Annotated in this window: 21 protein-coding genes and 1 pseudogene; 9 read left to right on the top strand and 13 right to left on the bottom strand. The window is 71.1% G+C overall.

What is annotated here, in order from left to right:
• Window positions 1-56 precede the first annotated feature (56 nt).
• The 7 genes from pstA to mshD form a co-directional block, all read right to left on the bottom strand.
• Window positions 57-1,118: a phosphate ABC transporter permease PstA gene (gene pstA / locus AB0N14_RS21335; protein WP_366027256.1), complete on the bottom strand. Its 1,062-nt coding sequence runs from the start codon at window positions 1,116-1,118 to the stop codon at window positions 57-59.
• Window positions 1,115-2,122 (bottom strand): phosphate ABC transporter permease subunit PstC, encoded by a 1,008-nt coding sequence (pstC, locus tag AB0N14_RS21330; RefSeq protein ID WP_366027255.1) that lies wholly within the window; start codon window positions 2,120-2,122, stop codon window positions 1,115-1,117. The genes pstA and pstC overlap by 4 nt, the downstream gene beginning before the upstream one ends.
• 102 nt (window positions 2,123-2,224) lie before the next feature.
• Complete coding sequence (pstS, locus tag AB0N14_RS21325) at window positions 2,225-3,367, bottom strand: phosphate ABC transporter substrate-binding protein PstS (protein ID WP_366027254.1); 1,143 nt, start codon at window positions 3,365-3,367, stop codon at window positions 2,225-2,227.
• Between the two features lie 293 nt (window positions 3,368-3,660).
• Window positions 3,661-4,098 (bottom strand): NUDIX hydrolase, encoded by a 438-nt coding sequence (locus AB0N14_RS21320; RefSeq protein ID WP_366027253.1) that lies wholly within the window; start codon window positions 4,096-4,098, stop codon window positions 3,661-3,663.
• Window positions 4,099-4,166: 68 nt separating this feature from the next.
• The gene (locus tag AB0N14_RS21315; RefSeq protein WP_366027280.1) at window positions 4,167-5,195 is read right to left on the bottom strand and encodes a CHAD domain-containing protein; all 1,029 of its coding nucleotides are present in this window, start codon (window positions 5,193-5,195) and stop codon (window positions 4,167-4,169) included.
• Window positions 5,196-5,331: 136 nt separating this feature from the next.
• A complete protein-coding gene (locus tag AB0N14_RS21310) occupies window positions 5,332-7,611 on the bottom strand; it encodes an RNA degradosome polyphosphate kinase (RefSeq protein WP_366027252.1) in 2,280 nt (759 codons plus the stop codon).
• Between the two features lie 792 nt (window positions 7,612-8,403).
• Window positions 8,404-9,330: a mycothiol synthase gene (mshD, locus tag AB0N14_RS21305; protein WP_366027251.1), complete on the bottom strand. Its 927-nt coding sequence runs from the start codon at window positions 9,328-9,330 to the stop codon at window positions 8,404-8,406.
• Window positions 9,331-9,478: 148 nt separating this feature from the next.
• Here mshD and AB0N14_RS21300 point away from each other — a divergent pair.
• Window positions 9,479-10,261 (top strand): annotated as a pseudogene (locus AB0N14_RS21300) (bifunctional metallophosphatase/5'-nucleotidase); the annotation flags it as partial.
• Between the two features lie 100 nt (window positions 10,262-10,361).
• Here the strand turns inward: AB0N14_RS21300 and AB0N14_RS21295 are convergent.
• From AB0N14_RS21295 to AB0N14_RS21270, 6 genes are all read right to left on the bottom strand, one after another.
• Entirely contained in the window at window positions 10,362-11,822 is a 1,461-nt protein-coding gene (locus AB0N14_RS21295) for a HAMP domain-containing sensor histidine kinase (protein WP_366027250.1), read from the bottom strand.
• On the bottom strand, window positions 11,819-12,553 hold the full coding sequence (locus AB0N14_RS21290; protein ID WP_366027249.1) for a response regulator transcription factor: 735 nt from the start codon (window positions 12,551-12,553) through the stop codon (window positions 11,819-11,821). Before AB0N14_RS21290 ends, AB0N14_RS21295 begins: the two co-directional genes overlap by 4 nt.
• A 259-nt stretch (window positions 12,554-12,812) precedes the next feature.
• Window positions 12,813-13,088 (bottom strand): hypothetical protein, encoded by a 276-nt coding sequence (locus tag AB0N14_RS21285; RefSeq protein ID WP_366027248.1) that lies wholly within the window; start codon window positions 13,086-13,088, stop codon window positions 12,813-12,815.
• Between the two features lie 37 nt (window positions 13,089-13,125).
• Window positions 13,126-14,232, bottom strand: a complete 1,107-nt coding sequence (locus tag AB0N14_RS21280) for a trypsin-like peptidase domain-containing protein (RefSeq protein ID WP_366027247.1) — start codon at window positions 14,230-14,232, stop codon at window positions 13,126-13,128.
• Between the two features lie 155 nt (window positions 14,233-14,387).
• On the bottom strand, window positions 14,388-15,410 hold the full coding sequence (locus tag AB0N14_RS21275) for a LacI family DNA-binding transcriptional regulator (protein WP_263230711.1): 1,023 nt from the start codon (window positions 15,408-15,410) through the stop codon (window positions 14,388-14,390).
• Between the two features lie 97 nt (window positions 15,411-15,507).
• Window positions 15,508-16,287: a response regulator transcription factor gene (locus AB0N14_RS21270; protein WP_366027246.1), complete on the bottom strand. Its 780-nt coding sequence runs from the start codon at window positions 16,285-16,287 to the stop codon at window positions 15,508-15,510.
• 173 nt (window positions 16,288-16,460) lie between these two features.
• On the opposite strand from AB0N14_RS21270, the gene AB0N14_RS21265 reads away from it, so the two are divergent.
• The 8 genes from AB0N14_RS21265 to AB0N14_RS21230 all read left to right on the top strand — a co-directional run bounded on the left by AB0N14_RS21265 (window position 16,461) and on the right by AB0N14_RS21230 (window position 21,590).
• Window positions 16,461-17,315: an alpha/beta fold hydrolase gene (locus AB0N14_RS21265; RefSeq protein WP_366027245.1), complete on the top strand. Its 855-nt coding sequence runs from the start codon at window positions 16,461-16,463 to the stop codon at window positions 17,313-17,315.
• A 38-nt stretch (window positions 17,316-17,353) separates the two neighbouring features.
• Window positions 17,354-17,608 (top strand): MoaD/ThiS family protein, encoded by a 255-nt coding sequence (locus AB0N14_RS21260; protein WP_200421040.1) that lies wholly within the window; start codon window positions 17,354-17,356, stop codon window positions 17,606-17,608.
• Between the two features lie 3 nt (window positions 17,609-17,611).
• On the top strand, window positions 17,612-18,691 hold the full coding sequence (locus AB0N14_RS21255) for a hypothetical protein (RefSeq protein ID WP_366027244.1): 1,080 nt from the start codon (window positions 17,612-17,614) through the stop codon (window positions 18,689-18,691).
• Between the two features lie 138 nt (window positions 18,692-18,829).
• On the top strand, window positions 18,830-19,573 hold the full coding sequence (locus AB0N14_RS21250; RefSeq protein WP_366027243.1) for a DUF2993 domain-containing protein: 744 nt from the start codon (window positions 18,830-18,832) through the stop codon (window positions 19,571-19,573).
• 280 nt (window positions 19,574-19,853) lie between these two features.
• On the top strand, window positions 19,854-19,934 hold the full coding sequence (locus tag AB0N14_RS21245; RefSeq protein WP_355139345.1) for a putative leader peptide: 81 nt from the start codon (window positions 19,854-19,856) through the stop codon (window positions 19,932-19,934).
• Window positions 19,935-20,078: 144 nt separating this feature from the next.
• Window positions 20,079-20,924, top strand: coding sequence for a sulfurtransferase (locus AB0N14_RS21240; RefSeq protein WP_366027242.1), 846 nt, complete (start codon window positions 20,079-20,081; stop codon window positions 20,922-20,924).
• A 31-nt stretch (window positions 20,925-20,955) separates the two neighbouring features.
• Window positions 20,956-21,243 carry a DUF1416 domain-containing protein gene (locus AB0N14_RS21235; RefSeq protein ID WP_103844331.1) on the top strand — a complete coding sequence of 96 codons (288 nt, stop codon included), beginning with the start codon at window positions 20,956-20,958 and terminating at the stop codon, window positions 21,241-21,243.
• 89 nt (window positions 21,244-21,332) lie between these two features.
• On the top strand, window positions 21,333-21,590 hold the full coding sequence (locus AB0N14_RS21230) for a DUF3099 domain-containing protein (RefSeq protein WP_103844332.1): 258 nt from the start codon (window positions 21,333-21,335) through the stop codon (window positions 21,588-21,590).
• Window positions 21,591-21,597 lie beyond the last annotated feature (7 nt).

The raw sequence follows: 21,597 nt of genomic DNA, 5'->3' as shown, positions 1-21,597 counted from the left end.
GAAAGTCTTGATCGGTCGCTGTTTGGCCCCGCCCGGCGGAGCCGTCATCAGTCGCCTCAGCGACCGGTCTTCGGGGCCTTCCAGCGGGCGATGCCGCGGGCCAGCAGGTTGAGGATCATCACGAAGGCGATCAGCGTCAGCGACGCCGCCCAGGCCCGGTCGTACGCCGCGTTGGCGCCGGCGCTGTTCGCGTACTGCTGGTAGATGTACAGCGGCAGCGACTGCTGGGCACCCTCGAACGGGTTGGCGTTGATGAAGCGGTTGCCGAACACCAGCAGCAGGACCGGCGCGGTCTCACCGGCGATACGGGCGATCGACAGCATGATGCCCGTCGTGATGCCGCCGAGGGAGGTGGGCAGGACCACCTTCAGGATGGTGCGCCACTTCGGGACGCCGAGCGCGAGGGACGCCTCGCGCAGCTCGTTCGGGACGAGCTTGAGCATCTCCTCCGTGGAGCGGACCACGACCGGCATCATCAGGATGGCCAGGGCGAGCGAACCGGCGAAGCCGAAGGGCTCCATCTTGAAGATCAGCATCAGGCTGAGGATGAACAGACCGGCGACGATCGACGGGATACCGGTCATCACGTCGACGAAGAAGGTGACGGCCTGGGCGAGCCTGCCGCGCCCGTACTCCACCAGGTAGATGGCGGTGAGCACGCCGATCGGCGTGCCGATGACGGTGGCGAGGCCGACCTGCTCGAGGCTGCCGAGGATGGCGTGGTAGATGCCACCGCCGGGCTGGGAGTCGGGGACGACACCCATCGAGTGGGTCAGGAAGTAGATGTCGAGGACCTTCACACCGCGCGAGAGGGTCGTCCACACCAGGGAGACCAGCGGAATCACGGCGAGCAGGAAGGCCACCCACACCAGGGAGGTCGCGATCCGGTCCTTCGCCTGACGGCGGCCCTCGACGCGCGCGGCGATGGCGTAGGTGCCGAGGAGGAAGAGGATCGCGGCGATCAGGCCCCACTGGACGTGGCTCGTCAGACCGGCTGCGGCGCCGATGCCGCACGCGACGGCGATCGAACCGGCGGCGATGGCCCACGGGGACCACTTGGGCAGGCTGGCGCCGCGCAGGGTGCTGTGGCGCTTGTCGGCGACAAGTGCGTTGCTCATGCGTTGGCCCCCGAGTACTCCTTGCGGCGGGCGATGATCACGCGGGCCGCGCCGTTGACCAGCAGGGTGATGACGAACAGGACCAGACCGGAGGCGATCAGCGCGTCACGGCCGTACTCCGTCGCCTCGTTGAACTTGCTGGCGATGTTCTGGGCGAAGGTGCCGCCGCCCGGGTTGAGCAGGCTGCCGTGGATGAGGAAGTCCGGGGAGAGCACGGTCGCGACGGCCATGGTCTCGCCGAGCGCGCGGCCGAGGCCGAGCATCGAGGCGGAGATGACGCCGGAGCGGCCGAAGGGCAGCACCGCCATGCGGATGACCTCCCAGCGCGTGGCGCCGAGGGCGAGAGCCGCCTCCTCGTGCATGCGCGGGACCTGGCGGAAGACCTCACGGCTCACGTTGGTGACGATCGGCAGGATCATGATCGCGAGCAGGACGCCCACGGTGAGCAGCGAGCGCGGCGGGCCGCCGTCCCAGGACAGGATGCCGGACCAGCCGAAGTAGTCGTTCAGCCAGCTGAAGAGGCCGGTCAGGTGCGGTACGAGGATCAGGGCGCCCCACAGGCCGTAGACGATGGACGGCACGGCGGCGAGCAGGTCGATCACGTACGCGATGGGGCCGGAGAGCCGGCGCGGGGCGTAGTGCGTGAGGAAGAGCGCGATGGCGACCGCGATCGGGACCGCGATGACCATGGCGACGATCGAGGAGATCACCGTGCCGAACGCCAGGACGGCGATGCCGAAGACCGGCGGAATCGCTCCGGTGTTCCACTCGAAGGTGGTCAGGAAGTTGCCGTGGTCCTTGCTGATGGCCAGGTAGGCCCGGTAGGTGAGGAAGACCGCGATCGCGGCCATGATCACCAGCAGCAGGATGCCCGACCCACGGGACAGACCGAGGAAGATCCGGTCTCCGGGCCGGGTGGCACCGCGGGCCGCACGCTTCTGCTCGGCCACGGACGGCTGGGGGGCGGGGGGAGGCGCTTGTGTGTTTTTTGTTGATATGTCCATCGGGATCTCCGGTCTGCGGAGCCGCGCTCATGGCTCGGCTCCAGGCGGCGGTGCACCGGACGGTACGGCCCGGCCCCGCGGGGACCGGGCCGCACACTCAGGTCAGCTCAGGCCCTCGATGGTGGTGCGGACCTTGGAGATGATCGCGTCGGGGATCGGCGCGTAGCTGTTCTGGGTCAGGATCGACTGGCCGTCCGTGCTGGCGATGTAGCGCAGGAAGGCCTTGGTGGCGGGCAGGGTGTCCGCCTTGTTGCCCTTGTCGCAGACGATCTCGTAGGTGACCAGGACCATCGGGTAGGCGCCGTCGGCCTTGGTGTTGTAGTTGAGCTTCAGCGCCAGGTCCGTGCCGGTGCCGACGACCTTGGCGTCCGCGATGGCCTTGCTGGCGCCGTCGGTGGAGGGCTTGACCGGGGAGGAGGCGCCCGTGTCGACGGCGACCGTGCTCATGTCCTTGGCGTAGGACAGCTCGAAGTAGCCGATGGCGCCGGCGGTCTGCTTCACCTGCTGCGCCACACCCGCGGACTGCGGAGCGGACTGGCCGCCCGGGGCCTGCCAGGCCTTGCCGCCGGAGTACTTGCCCCAGACGGCGGGGGCCGCGGCCTTCAGGTACTTGGTGAAGTTGTCCGTGGTGCCGGACTCGTCCGAACGGTGGAAGGCCGAGATCTTGGTGGACGGCAGCTTGGCGTTCGGGTTCAGCTTCTTGATCGCCGGGTCGTCCCAGGTCTTGATGTCGCTGTTGAAGATCTTGGCCAGCGTGGGGGCGTCCAGGACCAGGTTGTCCACGCCCGGCAGGTTATAACCGACGGCGATCGGGCCGCCGACCATCGGCAGGTCGATGCCCTGGCCGCCACCGGTGCAGATCTTCTTGGAGGCCTCGATCTCCGCGGGCTTCAGCGCGGAGTCGGAACCGGCGAAGGCGAGCTGGCCCTGGGTGAACGCGGTGACACCGGCACCGGAGCCGCTGCCCTTGTAGTTGATCTGCACACCCGTGCAGGCCTGGCTGAACGCGGCCGTCCACGCGTCAATGGCGTTCTTCTGCGCGGAGGAGCCGTCGGCGAGCAGCTGGCCCTTGGCGTTGTCGCACTTGATGGAGCCGGCGTTCGTCGCGCCCGCGGAGGCGCTGCTGCCCCCGCCGCTGCTCTTGGAACCCGTGTCGTCGGAGCCGCACGCCGTGAGGGCCAGGGCGCCGGAGACGGCGAGAGCACCGAGGGTGAGGGCCCGCCGGTTCATGCGCTGAAGCTTCACTTTCGGGAGTTCCTTCCAGGAGCCGCCGTCCTGATCGGCGGCGTGCGAAGTGGGGTGATGTGGGCGCGCCTGCGAGGTGGCGCCCGCCACCGTGTAAGGCCGAAATTAGGCAGATCAGGTGAAGGCGCCTATGGCCGAAAGTGAACGGGGGGTGAACCCCTGCGGACGGTGTGGTTAGGTCACGGAAGGCTTACGTTGTGGACACGGGGCGATCCCGGATTCTCCTCGCGACCTTCGTCACTCACGCAACGGTCGGGATCCGCTCATGTCGGGCGCCCGCGTGCCCGGGCGTGTCATTCCGCGGCGGGTGTCCGAGCGGTCGGCTGTTCCAGTACCCGGAGCAGGGTGTCGACGAGTTCCCTGTCACGCGGCTGGCTCAGGCGGTGGCGGGCCGCGACCGGGGGGAGCCACAGGACGCGGTCGACCTCGCGGTTGGGGGCGAAGGAGCCGTCCGTGGCCTCGGCCGCCCAGTAGTGCACCTGCTTGGGGCGGCCGTTCGCCAGATAGTGCGCGGTGGGCAGGGGCGCGCCGGGCACGGCGGTGTAGCCCGTCTCTTCCGCCACCTCCCGCAGCGCCCCCGTGAGCGGGTCCTCGCCGCGCTTCAGCTTGCCCTTGGGGTGGGACCAGTCGTCGTACTTCGGCCGGTGGACCAGACAGATCTCCAGGGCGCCGTCGACGGGCGAGCGGCGCCACAGGACACAGCCCGCCGCACGGATGGTCTCCTCGGTCATCGGGTACTCCGGCTCCTCTCTCACGCATACGGTGCGCGCCCCCGTGAGCCCAGCCGTCCCTGCGGCGTCTACGGAGTACCCACCGCCTGCTTCTGCCAGGACTGCTGGAAGGCGAAGCGGGCCGCCTCCACCTCGTGCCGCTGGTCGGCGTGCAGCACGCCCAGGGCGTACGCCGTCGCCGGGGCGATGCGCGGGGTGCGGGCCGCCGCTGCCGCCGCGGCCGCCGCCTCCGAGGCGTCCCGGTGCCGGTTGAGGGCCTGCCCGGCCGCCAGCAGCCGCACGTCGACCGCCGCGTTCTCGCCGTACCGCCCGTACAGCACCTCACGCGCGTAGCGGTGCAGCCGCAGCAGCAGCCGGACCTGGTGCCAGGGGCCGTCCTGCGGATGCGGGGCCGGGTCCGGGGACAGGCCGTGGACGAGGGCCTCCGCGTTGTACGGGTGGCCCGCGGTGACCAGCGGCAGCGCGGCCACCGCGTCGGTCAGCCGCTCCTCGGCCGCCGCGGCCGGCGGCCGCAGGTCGGCGGTCGCCGCGGCCCGGGTGAGCGGGACCTCGCTGGCGAGGACGGCGACGCTGTCCGCCACCGCGTGGAAGCGGCTGGAACCGAGCGCCTGCAGGGCCGCCGAGTGGGCGCGGGTGCGGGCCAGGGTGAGCTGACGCTCCAGCAGGGCGCCCGCCTTCGCGGCGCCCACGGTCAGGTTGCCGCGCTCCGGAACGCCGACCCGGTCGCGCGGCCCGGCGCCCTCCGCTGCGCCGGTCGTCTGCGCGGGGAAGGCCGACGAGCCCGACAGCCGGTGCAGGGCGAGCAGCAGGCGGTCGAGCCGGGCCGCGTACGCGTGCTCGCGGGCCAGCGTGCCCGACAGCCAGGCCAGCTCCGGCCGCATCGCCTCCGACCAGTCGGCGTCGAGCAGGGCGCGGAACGTGTGCAGCGTGCCGCTGATGCGACGGGCCGAGCGGCGCAGGGCGAGCGCGGCGTCGCCGGAGTCCTCCGTACCGCCTCCCTCCCCCGCTCGCGACTTCGCCCGTGCGGGGGGACCCCCGTCACCGGCCTCCCGGTGCTGACGCAACGCGCGGAGGAACTCCGTGGCCTGGGCCCGCAGGTACTCCGCGAGGGCGTCCCCGGTGGGGGCACCTCCCTGCTCATGGGGGTCCCCCCGCTCCGGCGAAGTCGAGAGTGTGGGGGAGGGCCCGGCCGTGAGGTCGGCCGTGAGGTCGGCCGTGGGGTCGGTGGGGGGATCAAGGTGTTGCTGTGCCACGCCGGCGCCTCCGGGCGTCTATGAGCATCTCCTGGATGTTCGGCAGGGGCTGGCCGTCGGCGTCGAAGGCGTGCCGGATCCACTCGCCGTCCGGGCCCAGGTGCCAGGACGAGGTGGTGTCGGACATACCGGTTTCCAGGAGCCGGTTGAGAGCCGCCCGGTGCGCCGGGTCGGCGACCCTGACGAGTGCTTCGATACGGCGGTCGAGATTGCGGTGCATCATGTCGGCGCTGCCGATCCACACCTCCGGCTCGCCGCCGTTGCCGAAGGCGAAGACGCGGGAGTGCTCCAGGAAGCGGCCGAGGATGGACCGTACGCGGATGTTCTCCGACAGTCCGGTCACGCCCGGGCGCAGCGCGCAGATGCCGCGCACCCACACGTCGACGGGGACGCCCGCCTGGGAGGCCCGGTAGAGGGAGTCGATGACCGCCTCGTCCACCATCGAGTTGACCTTGATGCGGACGGACGCGGGCCGGCCGGCCCGGTGGTGCTGGATCTCCTTGTTGACCCGCGAGACCAGGCCGTCGCGCAGGGACTTGGGCGCGACCAGCAGGCGGCGGTAGATCTCCCGGCGGGAGTAGCCCGACAGCCGGTTGAACAGGTCGGACAGGTCCGCGCCGACCTGCGGGTCGGCCGTCAGCAGCCCCAGGTCCTCGTACAGACGTGCGGTCTTCGGGTGGTAGTTGCCCGTGCCGACGTGGCTGTAGCGGCGGAGCGTTTCGCCCTCCTGCCGCACCACGAGCGACAGCTTGCAGTGGGTCTTCAGCCCGACGAGACCGTAGACGACGTGGCAGCCCGCCTCCTCCAGCTTGCGGGCCCACTTGATGTTGGCCTGCTCGTCGAAGCGGGCCTTGATCTCCACCAGTACGAGGACCTGCTTGCCGGACTCGGCGGCGTCGATCAGCGCGTCGACGATCGGCGAGGTCTCCGAGGTGCGGTACAGCGTCTGCTTGATCGCCAGGACGTCCGGGTCGGCGGCGGCCTGCTCCAGGAACGCCTGTACGGACGTGGAGAAGCTGTCGTACGGGTGGTGCAGCAGGACGTCCCGCTCGCGCAGCGCGGCGAAGATGTCCGGCGCGGACGCCGACTCGACCTCCGCCAGGTCGCGGTGGGTGCCGGCGACGAACTTGGGGTACTTCAGCTCGGGCCGGTCGAGGTTGGCGATGCCGAAGAGGCCGGTGAGGTCCAGGGGGCCGGCCAGCGGGTAGACCTCGGCCTCGGAGATCTTCAGCTCGCGCACCAGCAGGTCGAGGACGTAGCGGTCGATGGACTCCTCGACCTCCAGGCGCACCGGCGGGCCGAAGCGGCGCCGCATGAGCTCCTTCTCCAGGGCCTGGAGCAGGTTCTCCGCGTCGTCCTCCTCGACCTCGAGGTCCTCGTTCCGGGTTATCCGGAAGGTGTGGTGCTGCAGCACCTCCATGCCCGGGAACAGCTCCTCCAGATGCGCGGCGATGACGTCCTCGATGGGGACGTAGCGCTGCGGGGAGGCCTCCAGGAAGCGGGAGAGCAGCGGCGGCACCTTGACGCGGGCGAAGTGGCGGTGGCCGGAGACCGGGTTGCGCACGACGACCGCGAGGTTCAGGGACAGGCCCGAGATGTACGGGAAGGGGTGCGCGGGGTCCACGGCGAGCGGGGTCAGCACCGGGAAGATCTGGTGCCGGAACAGGGTGAACAGCCGCGCCTGCTCCTTGTCCGTCAGCTCGCTCCAGCGGACGATGTGGATGCCCTCCTCCGCGAGGGCGGGGGCGACGTCCTCCTGGAAGGTGGCGGCGTGCCGGGCCATCAGCTCGCGGGAGCGGGCCCAGATCATCTCCAGCACCTCGCGGGGCTGGAGGCCCGACGCGGACCGGGTGGCGACCCCGGTGGCGATACGACGTTTCAGTCCCGCCACCCGGACCATGAAGAACTCGTCCAGGTTGCTGGCGAAGATCGCGAGGAACTTCGCGCGCTCGAGGAGCGGCGTGTTCGGATCCTCGGCGAGCTCGAGGACACGCTCGTTGAACTGGAGCCAGCTGCGCTCGCGGTCCAGGAAGCGGCCCTGGGGCAGCTGGGCGCCCTCGGCCTCCTCGTAGGCGTCCAGGTCGGCGTCGAGGTCGGGATCGAGTCCGGACACCGCCGCCGCCACTGTGTGCGGGCGGTGCGCGGCGATGGAACCCACGGAGGGCTGCTGATTCTGCATGGCCGCGCGACCCGAGGGCTCTCCCTCGCGGGGGGTGGCGGGGGACGGGTGGACCGGCGCCTGGGCGTTCTGCTGGCTCATAAACCCATTCTTCCGCGCCGAACGGGTGACGGGCGCGTCGGAACGACCGGGCGGCAGCGAGCGCGCACGGTCCGCACCGGCCCCGTTCTCCGGGGGCGGCAAGGGCTCTGGCACGGCGGCGTTCATTGGCTGAGCGTCGCAAGCCCGTCTGAATCAATGGTTACGGCGACATGACGTGCGGGATAGCGGGGGGAGGCCCGGGGACATCGCCCCCGCCGCCCCTACCCGACCCATCCTCCAGGGGCTCCGCCCCTTCGACCCCGGTGGGGGCTTCGCCCTTGGACCCGGGCGGGGACTGCGTCCCCTGGAGCCTTCGCGGGGCTCCGCCCCTGCACCCCGCCAGGGGCTTCGCCCCGGACCCCGTTCGGGGGCCAGCCCCCGGGACCCCCGCTCCTCAAACGCCGGAGGGGCTGAATGTCCAGGGCCTGATGTGTCAGCGCCGGTCGGCATCATTCAGCCCGTCTGGGGCTCCCCACTGCTCGAAGAGCTTGGAGGAGTTTGAGGACGAGGCGGCAAGGCCGACAGCGGGGGTCTGGGGGCGCAGCCCCCAGGGACGGGAAGGGTAGGGGCGGCGGGGGCGAAGACCCTCTGCCCGGCCCCGGCGCGCCCGCGCCTTGGCGGGGCTGAGCCCCTGTGCCCCGGGTGGTGGCGGTGGTGGCTGGGCCCCTGTGCCCTGGGCGGGCTGAGCCTCCGGCAGGGCTTCCGTCCCCCCCGGCGCCCCCAGCCCCCGGCGGGCCGGAAGCCCGGCTCCGCGGCGCCGCAGCCCCCCGCCCCCCTGCCGGAGGCCGCGGCTCAGGTTTCCGTTCGGTACATCAGGTCCGTCTCGTACGTCGTGAAGCCCAGGCGTTCGTACACCGACAGGGCCGCCTTGTTGTCCGCGTCGACGTACAGCATCGCCGTCGGCAGGCCCCGGGCCGCCAGGTGGCGCAGGCCGATCGTGGTGAGGGCGCGGCCCAGGCCGGTGCCCTGGGTGCCGGGGCGGACGCCCAGGACGTACACCTCGCCGAGCCGCTCCTGCGCGTGGATCTTGGTCCAGTGGAAGCCGACCAGTTCCCCCTCCCGTTCCGCCAGGAAGAAGCCCTCCGGGTCGAACCATGGCTCCGCCTTGCGGTCGTCGAGGTCCCGCTGGGTGAGGGAGCCCTGTTCGGGGTGGTGGGCGAACGCCGCCGCGTTGACGGCGAGCCAGGCCTTGTCGTCCTGCCCGGGCACGAACGTGCGCACCGTGACACCCTCCGGCAACGTCGGCTCCGGCGGGTCGAAGTCCGTCAACGAGCGGCGCAGCTGGCGCAGTTCGCGGAACAGGGTCAGGCCCAGCACCTGTGCCAGGTGCCGCGCCGCGGAGTGGCCGCCGTGTGCCCACACCCGCAGCCGCTTGCCGGAGGCCGCTAGGAGGGCGGAGCCCAGCGCCCGGCCGTGCCCGTGGCCGCGGTGGGCCGGGTGCACGACCAGCTCGGCGGTCGGCGCCTCCACCGGGTCGGTGTCCTCCAGCTGGGCGTATCCGACGAGCGTGCCGTCGACCGTCAGCAGAAGATGGGAGACGCCGTCCCGCCCGCCGCCGCGCAACTGCAGTCGCCCCTGTTCGGACACGGCCTGCTGCCCGTCGACCCGGGCGGCGTAGGCGAGGAGCGCCAGCACGGCGTCGGCCTGTTCGGGCGAGAGCGCGGTGACGGTCTCGAGGGAGCGGGTCGGAGCCGGGCGGGCGGTGTCGTCGCTGGTCATGGGTACGAGGGTACGGGGCGGAGGAAGGAAAGGGGAGGTAGAAGGCAACCCGCTCGTAACCCCGAACCCCCTTTTGCGCTACGCGCGTTGACCCTAAGCTGCGCGAATCACCGTCTTGGCGTGTTCTTTACACACCACAGCGGGGCACATGCCGCCGAACGTCCGGCATAGACGTCTTCACCGCATCCTCGCCGCCGCCGCGGGCCTGGCCACGGCCGGCACCCTTCTCGCCGCGCTCCCGGCCGACGCCCACGGCAGCAGGCCCGGTCCGCAACACCCCGGCCGCTACCAGGACGTGCAGCTGCTGTCCTTCAACGACCTGCACGGCAACCTGGAGCCGCCGGCCGGTTCCTCCGGACGGGTCACCGAGCACCAGGAGGACGGCACCACCAAGACCATCGACACGGGCGGCGTCGAGTACCTCGCCACGCACCTGCGCCAGGCCCGCACCGGCCACCCGTACTCCATCACCGCCGCCGCCGGAGACATGGTCGGCGCTTCGCCGCTGATCTCCGGCCTCTTCCACGACGAGCCCACCATCGACGCGCTCAACAAGCTCGACCTGGACGTCACCAGCGTCGGCAACCACGAGTTCGACGAGGGCGCGCGGGAACTGGCCCGGCTGCAGAACGGCGGCTGCCACCCGACGGACGGCTGCTACGACGACGGCGAGACGTTCCAGGGCGCGAACTTCCCTTATCTCGCCGCGAACGTGACGGACGAGAAGACCGGCAAGCCGATCGTCAAGCCCTACTGGGTGTGGAAGAAGAACGGCGTCAAGGTCGGCTTCATCGGCGTCACGCTCGAGGGCACCCCGAACATCGTCTCCGCGGAGGGTGTGAAGGGCCTGAAGTTCGGCGACGAGGTCGAGACGATCAACAAGTACGCCAAGGTGCTCCAGCGGCAGGGCGTGCAGTCGATCGTCGCCCTGTCGCCGGCGTGCGAGGGGCGGCCGAGGTAGAAGCAGCGGTCGGACACGTCACCGCCCACCGTGGAGTCGGCGATCAGGACGCCCTTGCGGTTCGCCGCTGCTACGCGACGGCCGGTTGTTCCTCCGGCGGCGGAGTGGGCGCACCCGGCAGCCGTACCGTCGCCACCGTGCCGCCGCCCTCCGCAGGGGTCAGGGACACCTCGCCGCCCGCCTGTTCCACCGTGCGGGCCACGATCGACAGGCCGAGACCCGAGCCGGGCAGGGCGCGGGCGCTCGGGGAGCGCCAGAAGCGGTCGAAGACGTGCGGGAGTTCGTCGGCCGCGATCCCCGGGCCGTGGTCGCGTACGGTCAGGACGCCGTCGGCGAGCTGGACATCGATCGTGCCGCTCCCCGGGCTGAACTTCACCGCGTTGTCCAGGATGTTGACCACGGCCCGCTCCAGCGCGGACGGCTCCGAGCGGACGTACCACGGCTGGAGGTCCGCCGTGATCGTCAGCTCCGGGCCGCGCAGCCGGGCGCGGCGCAGCGCCGACTCGACGACGTCCTGCCACGCCACCACCTGCGCCTTGCCGGCGTGCTGGCCGCTCGTGGGGCGCGAGAGTTCCTGGAGGTCACCGATGAGCGAGGCCAACTCCGTCATCTGCGCCTTCACCGAGGCGAGCAGCGCCTTGCGGTCCTCCGGGGGCAGCGGGCGGCCCGTCTCCTCGCTGCGGGTGAGGAGTTCGATGTTGGTGCGCAGCGACGTGAGCGGGGTGCGCAGCTCGTGGCCCGCGTCCGCGATCAGCTGCTGCTGCAGTTCCCGGGAGCTGGCCAGGGCCGACGTCATCGAGTTGAAGGAACGGGACAGGCGGGCGATCTCGTCCTCGCTCTCCTCGTCCACCGGGATGCGGGTGGTGAGGTCCTCGGTGCGGGCAATGTGCTCGACGGCCTCGGTGAGCTTGTCGACGGGGCGCAGGCCCGCCCGGGCCACGGCGAGACCGGTGGCTCCGGCCCCCACGACACCGACGCCGGACACGACGAGGAGGACCAGGGCCAGGTCGCCGAGGGTCTTCTGGGTGTCGGTGAGGGGGACCGCCATGAGCAGGGCGCTGTCGGAGAACAGCTGCACTCCGCCCGGGCCCTCGCTCACCAGGGGCGCCGCGATCACCCGCACCGGGTTGCCCTTGCTGTCGGTGCCGTTGTGGATGATCCTCTTGTCCGGGTCCGGGTTCTTGGCGATCTCGAGATCGGTGCGGGTGACGTGGAGGAGGCCCGCGGACTGCTGGTAGACGCAGATCCTGCCGTCCGTGTTGATCACCTGCATGTAGTAGGTGTCGGGCTGCGGACCGCGGTCGTCCTGGGGATGGGGCGTGGTGGTGCAGTTGCTCAGGGTGTTCGTCAGGCCCACCATCTTGACCGGGCCGCTGGCGGACGTCAGCTGGCTGTCGACCTGCTGGTACAACTTGCCCTGCACGATGAACCAGCAGGTGACCGACACCGCCGCCACGCCGAACGCCACCGCGACCGCCACCAGCAGGGCCAGCCGTGAGCGCAGCGGGAGGGACCGGAACCGTTTGATCACTCCGCGCCGCCCTGCCGCAGGACGTAGCCCACGCCACGCACGGTGTGCACCAGGCGCGGCTCGCCGCCCGCCTCCGTCTTGCGGCGCAGGTACATGACGTACACGTCGAGCGAGTTCGACGACGGCTCGAAGTCGAAGCCCCAGACCGACTTCAGGATCTGCTCGCGGGTCAGCACCTGGCGCGGGTGTGCCATGAACATCTCCAGGAGCGTGAACTCGGTACGGGTCAGCTCCACCGGGCGCCCGGCGCGCGTGACCTCGCGGGTGGCGAGGTCCATGCGCAGGTCGGCGAAGGCGAGGACGTCGTTCTCCTCGGCCGCGCCCGCCACGGCCGCCGCGTAGTGGCTGCGGCGCAGCAGGGCGCGGATACGGGCGAACAGCTCGTCCAGCTCGAACGGCTTGACCAGGTAGTCGTCGGCCCCGGCGTCCAGGCCGGTGACACGGTCGCCGACCGTGTCGCGGGCCGTCAGCATCAGGATGGGAGTGGTGTCGCCCGCGCCCCGGATCCGGCGGGCGGCGGTGAGGCCGTCCATGCGCGGCATCTGGATGTCGAGGACCACCAGGTCCGGCTTGTACGCGGTCGCCTTCTCCAGCGCGTCCGCACCGTCCACGGCCACCTCGGTGGCATAGCCCTCGAAGGCGAGGCTGCGCTGGAGTGCTTCACGCACGGCCGGCTCGTCGTCGACGATCAGGATGCGCTGGGGGTCTCGGTCGCCTTCGGCGGGGCTCATGGATGTGGAGTTCCTCAAGGTGCGACGGACGGGCTGAACGGATTCAGCCTCGCACGATTCGGGTCGGGGACGGAAAGGCGTAGCTGCGTGCAGTCGTGCCTCCCCCAGTGCCTTGACGGCCTGAGGGGAGCCCAGGGGCGGCACGGGTGGGCGCTGGGGGTCCCCCCTGCTCGAAGAGCTTGGGGGAGGCACCCGTCAGCGCCGGGTTGCGCGCCCTGCCCCGGGCAACCGCACCTCCGGGGACTGTACGGGCTTCTGGTCAGCCCATCACCGCGGTCAGCCGGCTCAGCGGAACCTTGCGGCGGTGCGGCCGCGCAGCCGTCATCCGCAGCCCCATCAGCTGCGGGACCGCCACCTGCGGGACCGGCACCTCGGGGGTGCGCTCGACCCGCGGCCGGGTCCGGGGCCGGGGCTGGGGCCGGGTCCGCACCCGGCGCCGCATCGGGGCGTGGAGCTCGTTCGCCACGGCCAGGGCCAGCAGGACTCCGCCGGGCTTGGTGGCACCGGTGACCTCGTGCACAGCCATCGTGATCATGTCGTACTCCTTACCACTCGCCCGGCGGGGCGCCCGCTCAGCTCTGGGAACCGGAGCGCAGCGTCGCCAGGTCGGACTTGACGGTGTTGATCGGGATGGCGAAGCCCAGGCCGACGCTGCCGGCGCTCGACGAGGTCGAGTCCGAACTGGCCGAGTACATCGCCGAGTTGATGCCGATGACGTTGCCGTTCATGTCGATGAGGGCGCCACCGGAGTTGCCCGGGTTGAGGGAGGCGTCCGTCTGGATCGCCTTGTACGTCGTCGTGGACGAGCCCGTGTCGCCGTTGAACTGCCGGCCGCCGAACGCGAACGGCCACCGGCCGCTGCCGCCCTGCTGCTGCTGGTTCTCGTCGGTCGGCACGGTGACGTCACGGTTCAGTGCGGAGATGATGCCGCTGGTGACCGTGTCGCTCAGGCCCTCGGGCGAGCCGATGGCGACGACCTGGTCGCCGACCTGGAGGCCGTCGGAGTTGCCGAGCGTGGCGGCCTTCAGCCCGGAGGCGCCCTGCAGCTCGAGCAGCGCCAGGTCCTTCTTGCTGTCGGTGCCCACGAGCTGCGCGGTGTACGACTTGCCGTCGCTCGTCGTCACCTTGATCGAGGAGGCACCCGAGATGACATGGTTGTTGGTGACGATCTGGCCGTCGCTGGTGATGATCACGCCGGAACCGGTCGACTCACCGGCGCTCGAGGTGGCGTTGATCTCCACGATGCTCGGGTTGACCGCGGCGACCACTCCGGCGACCGTGCCCTTCGCACTGGACGGCACCACGTTGGTGCTGGTCGAGCTCGAGGAGACGGCCGTGTCCTTGCCGGTCAGCTCCTGGATCCCGTACGCCGTGCCGCCACCTATCGCCGCGGCGACGATCGCCACGGCGGCGAGGAGCGCGAACGGGCCCTTGGTGCGCCGCTTCGGCCCGGGCTGGGCCGGGACGGCGGCCAGGACGGCCGTGCCGTCGCCGCCGCCGTATCCGTCATGACCGCCGCCGGCCGCGACCGCCGGCTGCGCCGGCTCGTACGCCGGAGGGGGCGGCCACTCCGGGTTCACGGGGGAGGAGGTGTGCTGCTGCTGCTCGGGGTACGCGGACTGGGGTCCGTGCCCCTGGGGGTACTCGTACTCGCCGCTGCGGCGGAAGCTCTCGGTCATGCAAAAGAGAGTGTCCCCTGATCATGAGAGCTGCCTGAGTCCCCGCTGAGAAGCCCGACAGAACCGTGTATGCCCGATATAAAGACCCCTCGGGGCCGTGATGAAGACTCGTCTCTCACGACTCCGAGGGGGTTTCAGCGGGACCGCGAAGGGATCTACTCACACCCGCAGGAACGGCGCACGACCAGCCGCGAGGGGAACAGCTTCAACCGCTCCCGCCGCGACCCCGCCACCCGAAGCCCGTCGTCGAGCACCAGATCGACGGCCGCGCGGGCCATGCCCGAACGGTCCGAGGCCACCGTGGTGAGCGGCGGGTCCGTCAGTGCCGCCTCCTTCACGTCGTCGAACCCGGCCACCGCCAGCTCTCCGGGCACGTCGATCCGCAGCTCGCGGGCCGCCCGGAGCACGCCGATCGCCTGGTCGTCGGTGGAGCAGAAGATCGCCGGGGGGCGGTGCGGCCCGGACAGCAGCTCCAGGGCGACGTTGTACGCGTCGTACCGGTTGTACGGCGCCTCGAACAGGCGGCCCTCCGTCGGGATGCCGGCCTCCTGCATCGCGCGCCGCCAGCCCTCGACGTGGTCGGACACGGGGTCGCCGACCGCAGGGGTCTCAGCGGTACCGCCCATACAGGCGACGTACTCGTACCCGTGCTCGAGGAGGTGCCGTACGGCGAGTTGGGCGCCGCCCAGGTCGTCCGTGACGACGGCGACGTCGTCGATCGCCTCGGGCCGCTCGTGCAGCAGGACGACCCGGGCGTCCCAGGCGTCGATCTCCGCGGCGGCGTGGTCGTTGAGCGCGTGGCTGACCAGGATCAGCCCGGAGACGCGCATGCCGAGGAAGGCCCGCAGATAGTGGACCTCGCGCTCGGCCACGTAGTCGGTGTTGCCGACCAGCACCATCTTTCCGCGCTCGGCGGCGGCCTGCTCGACCGCGTGCGTCATCTCCCCGAAGAAGGGCTGGCGCGCGTCCGGCACGATCATGCCTATGAGGTCCGTGCGCCGCGACGCCATGGCCTGGGCGACCCGGTCGGGCCGGTATCCCAGTTCCTTGATCGCGGCGAGGACGCGCTCGCGCGTGGCCGGGGCGACCGGCCGGGGTCCGTTGTTGATGACATAGCTGACGACGGCGGTGGATGTCCCCGCCAGCCGCGCCACATCGTCCCGAGTCACCTTGGCCACGCGCGGAGTCTACGCGGATGGACCGCCTCTGGGCAGGGCCTTCGCCGTTCTATGCCCCAGCTGTGACCTGTCGCTGTGCCTCAGCCGTGACCTGTGTCTATGCCTCGGCCGTGACCTCGGCCCCGGCCACGGGCGCCGACTCGTCCGCGTCGTCCGCCTTCGGCCGGGCCGCCTTGGCCTTCGCCTCCTCGGCGGCGCGCTCCACCTTCTCCGGGGTGACGAAGCGGTAGCCCACGTTGCGGACGGTGCCGATCAGCGACTCGTGCTCGGGCCCCAGTTTGGCGCGCAGCCGTCGTACGTGGACGTCGACCGTGCGCGTGCCGCCGAAGTAGTCGTAGCCCCAGACTTCCTGGAGCAGCTGGGCGCGGGTGAAGACCCGCCCGGGGTGCTGCGCGAGGTACTTCAGGAGCTCGAACTCCTTGAAGGTGAGGTCCAGGACGCGGCCCTTGAGCTTGGCCGAGTAGGTCGCCTCGTCCACGGACAGGTCGCCGTTGCGGATCTCCATCGGGGAGTCGTCGTTGACGATCTGCTGACGGCCCATGGCCAGGCGGAGGCGGGCCTCCACCTCGGCGGGGCCGGCGGTGTCGAGGAGTACGTCGTCGATGCCCCAGTCGGCGGTGACGGCCGCGAGACCGCCCTCGGTGACGACCAGGAGAAGCGGACAGCCGGGCCCGGTGGAGCGCAGCAGCTGGCACAGGCTGCGCACCTGCGGCAGGTCCCGTCGCCCGTCGACGAGGATGACGTCGGCACCGGGGGTGTCGACGAGAGCGGGGCCTTCCGCCGGAGCGACTCGCACGTTGTGCAGGAGCAGGCCGAGAGCGGGAAGCACCTCCGTCGACGGCTGAAGGGCGTTGGTCAGGAGCAGCAGAGAACTCATACGTCTGGTTCCTCCTCGGTCCCGTGCGAGGACGTTTGGCGGGGCGGCACTGCTCTGCGCATCCCGGCGGCCCGTACACCTGCGGTTTCCCGCTTCGTATACAACGCTTCCGAAAGCACAAAAGGACCCGGGGGCTACGCTGCCCGAGTCCTCTGCCCAGCAGAATAGCCCACATGAGCACTGGTACGGCAGGTGGAACGGCACGATCCACGGTTCGTCCGCATTCCGAGACGGCTCGTCGCGGGCCTGTGCGGACGTTTCTTCGCACGCCCGACGGGGTGACGATCGACGCCGCATACGATCCGGGATCCGTTGTATACGACACCGGGCGTCCACCTTCCGGCCGCCTGGACGATCTTGCGATCGTCGTGGCACACGGCTTCACGGGTGATCTGGAGCGGCCCCATGTGCGCCGGGTGGCGGGCGTCCTCAGGCAGTACGGCGCGGTGGTGACGTTCTCCTTCCGGGGCCACGGGGCGTCCGGCGGCCGGTCCACCGTCGGCGACCGGGAAGTGCACGATCTGGCGGCCGCCGTGCGATGGGCGCGGGAGCTGGGGCACACGCGCGTGGCCACCGTCGGCTTCTCGATGGGCGGATCGGTGGTGCTGCGGCACGCGGCGGCGCACGAGGAGGGCGCGGACACGGACGCGGTGGTGTCAGTGAGTGCGCCCGCCCGCTGGTACTACCGGGGCACGGCCCCCATGCGGCGGCTGCACTGGCTGGTGACCCGGCCCGAGGGCCGCCTGGTGGGCCGCTACGGCCTGCGCACCCGCATCCACCACCGCGACTGGGACCCCGTACCGGCCTCGCCCGTGGAATCCGTCCCCCTGATCGCGCCGACCCCGCTGCTGATCGTGCACGGCGACCAGGACGGCTACTTCCCCGTCGACCACCCCCGCATGCTGGCCGAGGCCGCCCGTGACCACGCCGAACTGTGGCTGGAGCCCGGCATGGGCCACGCCGAGCACGCCAGCGACGACGCCCTGCTGGCCCGCATCGGGGAGTGGGTGGCCGCCCGGGCGGGCTAGCCTGAACGGTGTTCACCACGACCGAGTCGAGGAAGCAGATGGCAAAGGGCACGGTGCGCTACTGGGCCGCCGCGAAGGCGGCCGCGGGGGTCGCCGAGGAGCCGTACGACGCGACGACGCTCGCGGAGGCGCTCGACGCGGCGCGCGAGAGGCACCCCGGCGAACTCGTCCGCGTCCTGAAGCGCTGCTCCTTCCTGGTCGACGGTGACCCCGTCGGGACCCGTGAGCACGAGACGGTACGGCTGGCCGAGGGCGGCACGGTCGAGGTGCTCCCGCCGTTCGCAGGAGGATGAGCGATGAGCAACCAGCCGTACGAGGGCTACGAGGGACACGCGGCCCCCGGGTACGGGGGCTATGACGCCCACCAGGCCCCGCAGGCCCGACAGCCCCGGGAGGGTTACCCGCAGCAGGGTTGGTACGACCCGAACGGCGCGGCCCACCCGCAGCAGCATCAGCAATGGCAGCAGCCGTACGTGGCCGCGCAGCCGTTGCCGCCGGAGACGCACGCGCAGGCGTACGAGCCGCGCGGTCACGCGGCGCCCGGCGTGGCCGTCACCGCGACGACGACCGCCCCCACCGAGCCCGGGTCCCCCGCCGTCGACCCGGCCACCCTGCCCGCGAACCAGCGGGCCCGGCTCGAAGGCCGTTCGCCGATCATCGAGCCCGGGCTGCAGCCGGCCGCGCTCACCGCGGTCCTGGGGGCGCTGCTCGCCGGGGCCGCGGCCGTGGGGACGTACGCGCTCGTCGTACCGCTCGTGATCCTGCAGGCCGTGACGGCGGCCGGATGGTTCCGGCTGAACGGCATGTGGCCGGCCCGGCAGGGCATCGCGCTGGCGTTCCTGGGCGCTGTCACCGCGGACGTGACGCTGCTGGTGGCGGGCCGGGAGCAGGCGCCGGCGGCGATCCTGGGCACGCTCGGCGTCTGGGTCCTGCTGTCCCTGGTCCTCCAGCTCAGGTCGCACGCCGACCCGGACACGCGGATGTACGGCCTGATGGCGACGGTCGCCTCGGCCGCGCTGTCGATCGTCGCGGCCGGGCACCTGGCGGCCGTATCCGACGCGGTCACGGTGGGCGCGGTCGCGGTCGCCGTGGCGGTCCTGGCCCGCGCGCTGCCGCTGCCGACGGCGGCGTCGGTCGTGGTGGCCCTGCTGGCGGCGTCGGGCGCGGGCATCGCGATGGGCGGCGCGACGGGTTTCGGCACATCGGGTGCGTCGGGCGCGTTCCTCGGCCTGGGCGCGGGCGTCTGCGCGCTGATCGGCCACCGGGTGGCGAGCTACGACTACCCCTCCCGCTTCGTCCACTTCACGGCGGGCGTCGCACTGCCGCTGACGGCGGCGGCGCCGGTGATCTACGTACTGGGCCGGGCGCTGGGCTGAGCAAGCCAGCCCCGCCCCTCCGTGTCACAGCTGATCAACAATTCCCCGTTGCCTCTTCCCCGACGGGTACTGTCACGCAGGACGGCCTCCGGGTCGTCGGACCGCCGTGACGACCGCCGACGTGGGGACAACCGAGCAATGCGCGCACTGCGAATACTGCTGATCCTCGTCGTGATCCTTGGCGGCCTCTTCGTGATCGCGGACCGCGTCGCGGTTCACATCGCGCAGAACGAGGCGGCCGACAAGCTCAGGGCCACCGAGAACCTGGCCACCACCCCGGACGTGTCGATCAAGGGCTTCCCCTTCCTCACCCAGGTCCTCTCCGGCGAGCTGGACGACGTCGAGATCGGCATCAAGGACTACGACGCGACCACCGGCAACGGCTCCGAGAAGATCCGTATCGACGACCTGAACGCGTCGATGAAGGGCGTGACGTTCTCCGGCAGCTTCAGCTCGGCCACCGCCGCCGACGCCACCGGCACCGCGCTCGTCACCTATGCCGAGCTGCTGAAGACGGCCAAGTCACAGCCCACCGATGTCGCCCCCGGTGTCACCGCCCGGGTGATCGGCCTGTCCGACGGCGGGAACGGGAAGGTCAAGGTCGCGGTCAAGGTCGAGGCGCCCGCCCTCGGCATCAAGCTGCCGAACCCGGTCTACGTGCTCAGCTCGGTCACGGCCCAGGGCAACACCGTCAGGGTGCACGCCGACAGCCTGCCCAAGCTCGCCGGCATGGAAGTCGCCGGCTCCCGGATCCGGACCATCACCGACTTCGAGCAGCGCATCGACCGGCTCCCCGGCGGCATCAAGCTCGACAAGCTCGAGGCTGTGAAGGACGGCGTGGAGATCACGGTGAAGGGTTCGGACGTCCGGCTCGCTGGGTAGGACGACCCGCGACCGCGACGACCGGCAACCGCCGACCGGCGACCGGCAGCGAAGGCAGGCCCCAAAGGCGGGCGCAGGCCGGGCTGAGGCCGGGCGCAGACCGATTGTCCGATGGGCGAGACGCCCCCGTCCGTACCGTAGATGGGGTGTCGGAGGCGTGCGCCCGGGAGTCGTCCGGCGACCGCCCCGCAGCGCATCCCATCTCGTATGACGGACGATCGCATCTCACCATTCGACACGCCGGTGACACGCCCCGCGCTCGGTCCCTACGATCGACCCCATGCAGCGACAGGCGGATCTCACGAAGCGGCGGGCAGTAGACCTGTGCCGCGTCGCCGCCATGCTCTGTCGCACTTCCTGAGCGGGAGATCTTCACTCCCGTATCCCGGCCCTGGCTCCTGACACAGGGCCACTCGTGCGCCGCGTACGCCACCGCGACACCGCGTACCCGCACCCCTTCTGACTCGCAACGCCCCGCCGCAAACTGCCCCGGAGGAGAAGAAGCATGAGCCGCAGCGACGTCCTGGTAGACGCCGACTGGGTCGAGCAGCACCTGGACGACCCCAAGGTCGTCGTCGTCGAGGTCGACGAGGACACCACGGCGTACGAGAAGAACCACATCAAGAACGCTGTCCGCATCGACTGGAAGCAGGACCTCCAGGACCCGGTCCGCCGCGACTTCGTCAACCAGGAGCAGTTCGAGACGCTCCTGTCGGAGAAGGGGATCGCCAACGACGACACGGTCGTCCTCTACGGCGGCAACAACAACTGGTTCGCGGCCTACGCCTACTGGTACTTCAAGCTCTACGGCCACGAGGACGTCCGTCTCCTCGACGGCGGCCGCAAGAAGTGGGAGCTGGACGCCCGCGAGCTCGTCGACGGCACCGAGGTGCCCGAGCGCGCGAAGACCCAGTACAAGGCCAAGCCGCAGGACGCCTCGATCCGTGCCTTTCGCGACGAGGTCGTCGACGCGATCGGCTCCAAGAACCTGGTCGACGTCCGCTCGCCCGACGAGTTCTCCGGCAAGCTGCTCGCCCCGGCGCACCTGCCGCAGGAGCAGTCGCAGCGCCCGGGCCACGTCCCGAGCGCCAAGAACATCCCCTGGTCGAAGTCGGCCAACGACGACGGCACCTTCAAGTCCGACGAGGAGCTGAAGGAGCTGTACGAGTCCGAGGGCGTGGACCTGGCCAAGGACACCATCGCCTACTGCCGCATCGGTGAGCGCTCCGCGCACAGCTGGTTCGTGCTGCACGAGCTGCTCGGCCAGGAGAACGTCAAGAACTACGACGGTTCCTGGACGGAGTACGGCTCCCTGGTGGGCGTGCCGATCGAGCTCGGCGCCGGCAAGTAAGACCGACCTCTCAGAAAAGACGGAGAAGCACATGTGTGGAGCGAAGGCCGGCGGCCCCGACGCCTCGACGATCAAGCCCGGTGAGACCACCATCCAGGGCCAGGTGACTCGCAACGGCGAGCCCGTGACCGGGTACGTGCGCCTCCTGGACTCGACCGGCGAGTTCACCGCAGAGGTCCCCACCTCGGCGACCGGACAGTTCCGCTTCTACGCGGCCGAGGGCACCTGGACCGTGCGTGCCCTGGTGCCGGGTGGCACCGCGGACCGTACCGTCGTCGCCCAGAAGGGCGGCCTCGCGGAGGTCGCGATCGCGGTCTGAGCAGTACCCCGCATGGCCGAAGGGCCGCACCCACGGGTTGGACACCTCGGGTGCGGTCCTTCCGCATGTCCGCGGGGCATAGTGAAGGTATGTACGCACGACGACGCCATGTGTACTTCGCCATGATGGGCACCTGCCTGGCGCTGTTCGTCCTGGCCTGGGGAGTCGTGCGCATCTGGTCGGTTCCGGCGGCGGTGGGCATGTGCGTGGTCGCGATGGTGATCCCGCCCCTGGCCGCGATGGTGGCCAACCGCCGGGGTCCCGAGGACCGCTGGTGGGACGACCCGTCCGGGGACCCGCAGTCCGACGAGTGGTGGGACGAGCTGGACGGCAAGAAGCGGCGGTGACCGTGCG

This window comes from Streptomyces sp. NPDC051104 (assembly GCF_040682835.1).
GTDB classification, from domain to species: Bacteria; Actinomycetota; Actinomycetes; order Streptomycetales; family Streptomycetaceae; genus Streptomyces; species Streptomyces cynarae.
Note: the sequence above shows the minus strand (reverse complement) of the source record. Positions and strands in the feature narration are given on the sequence as shown.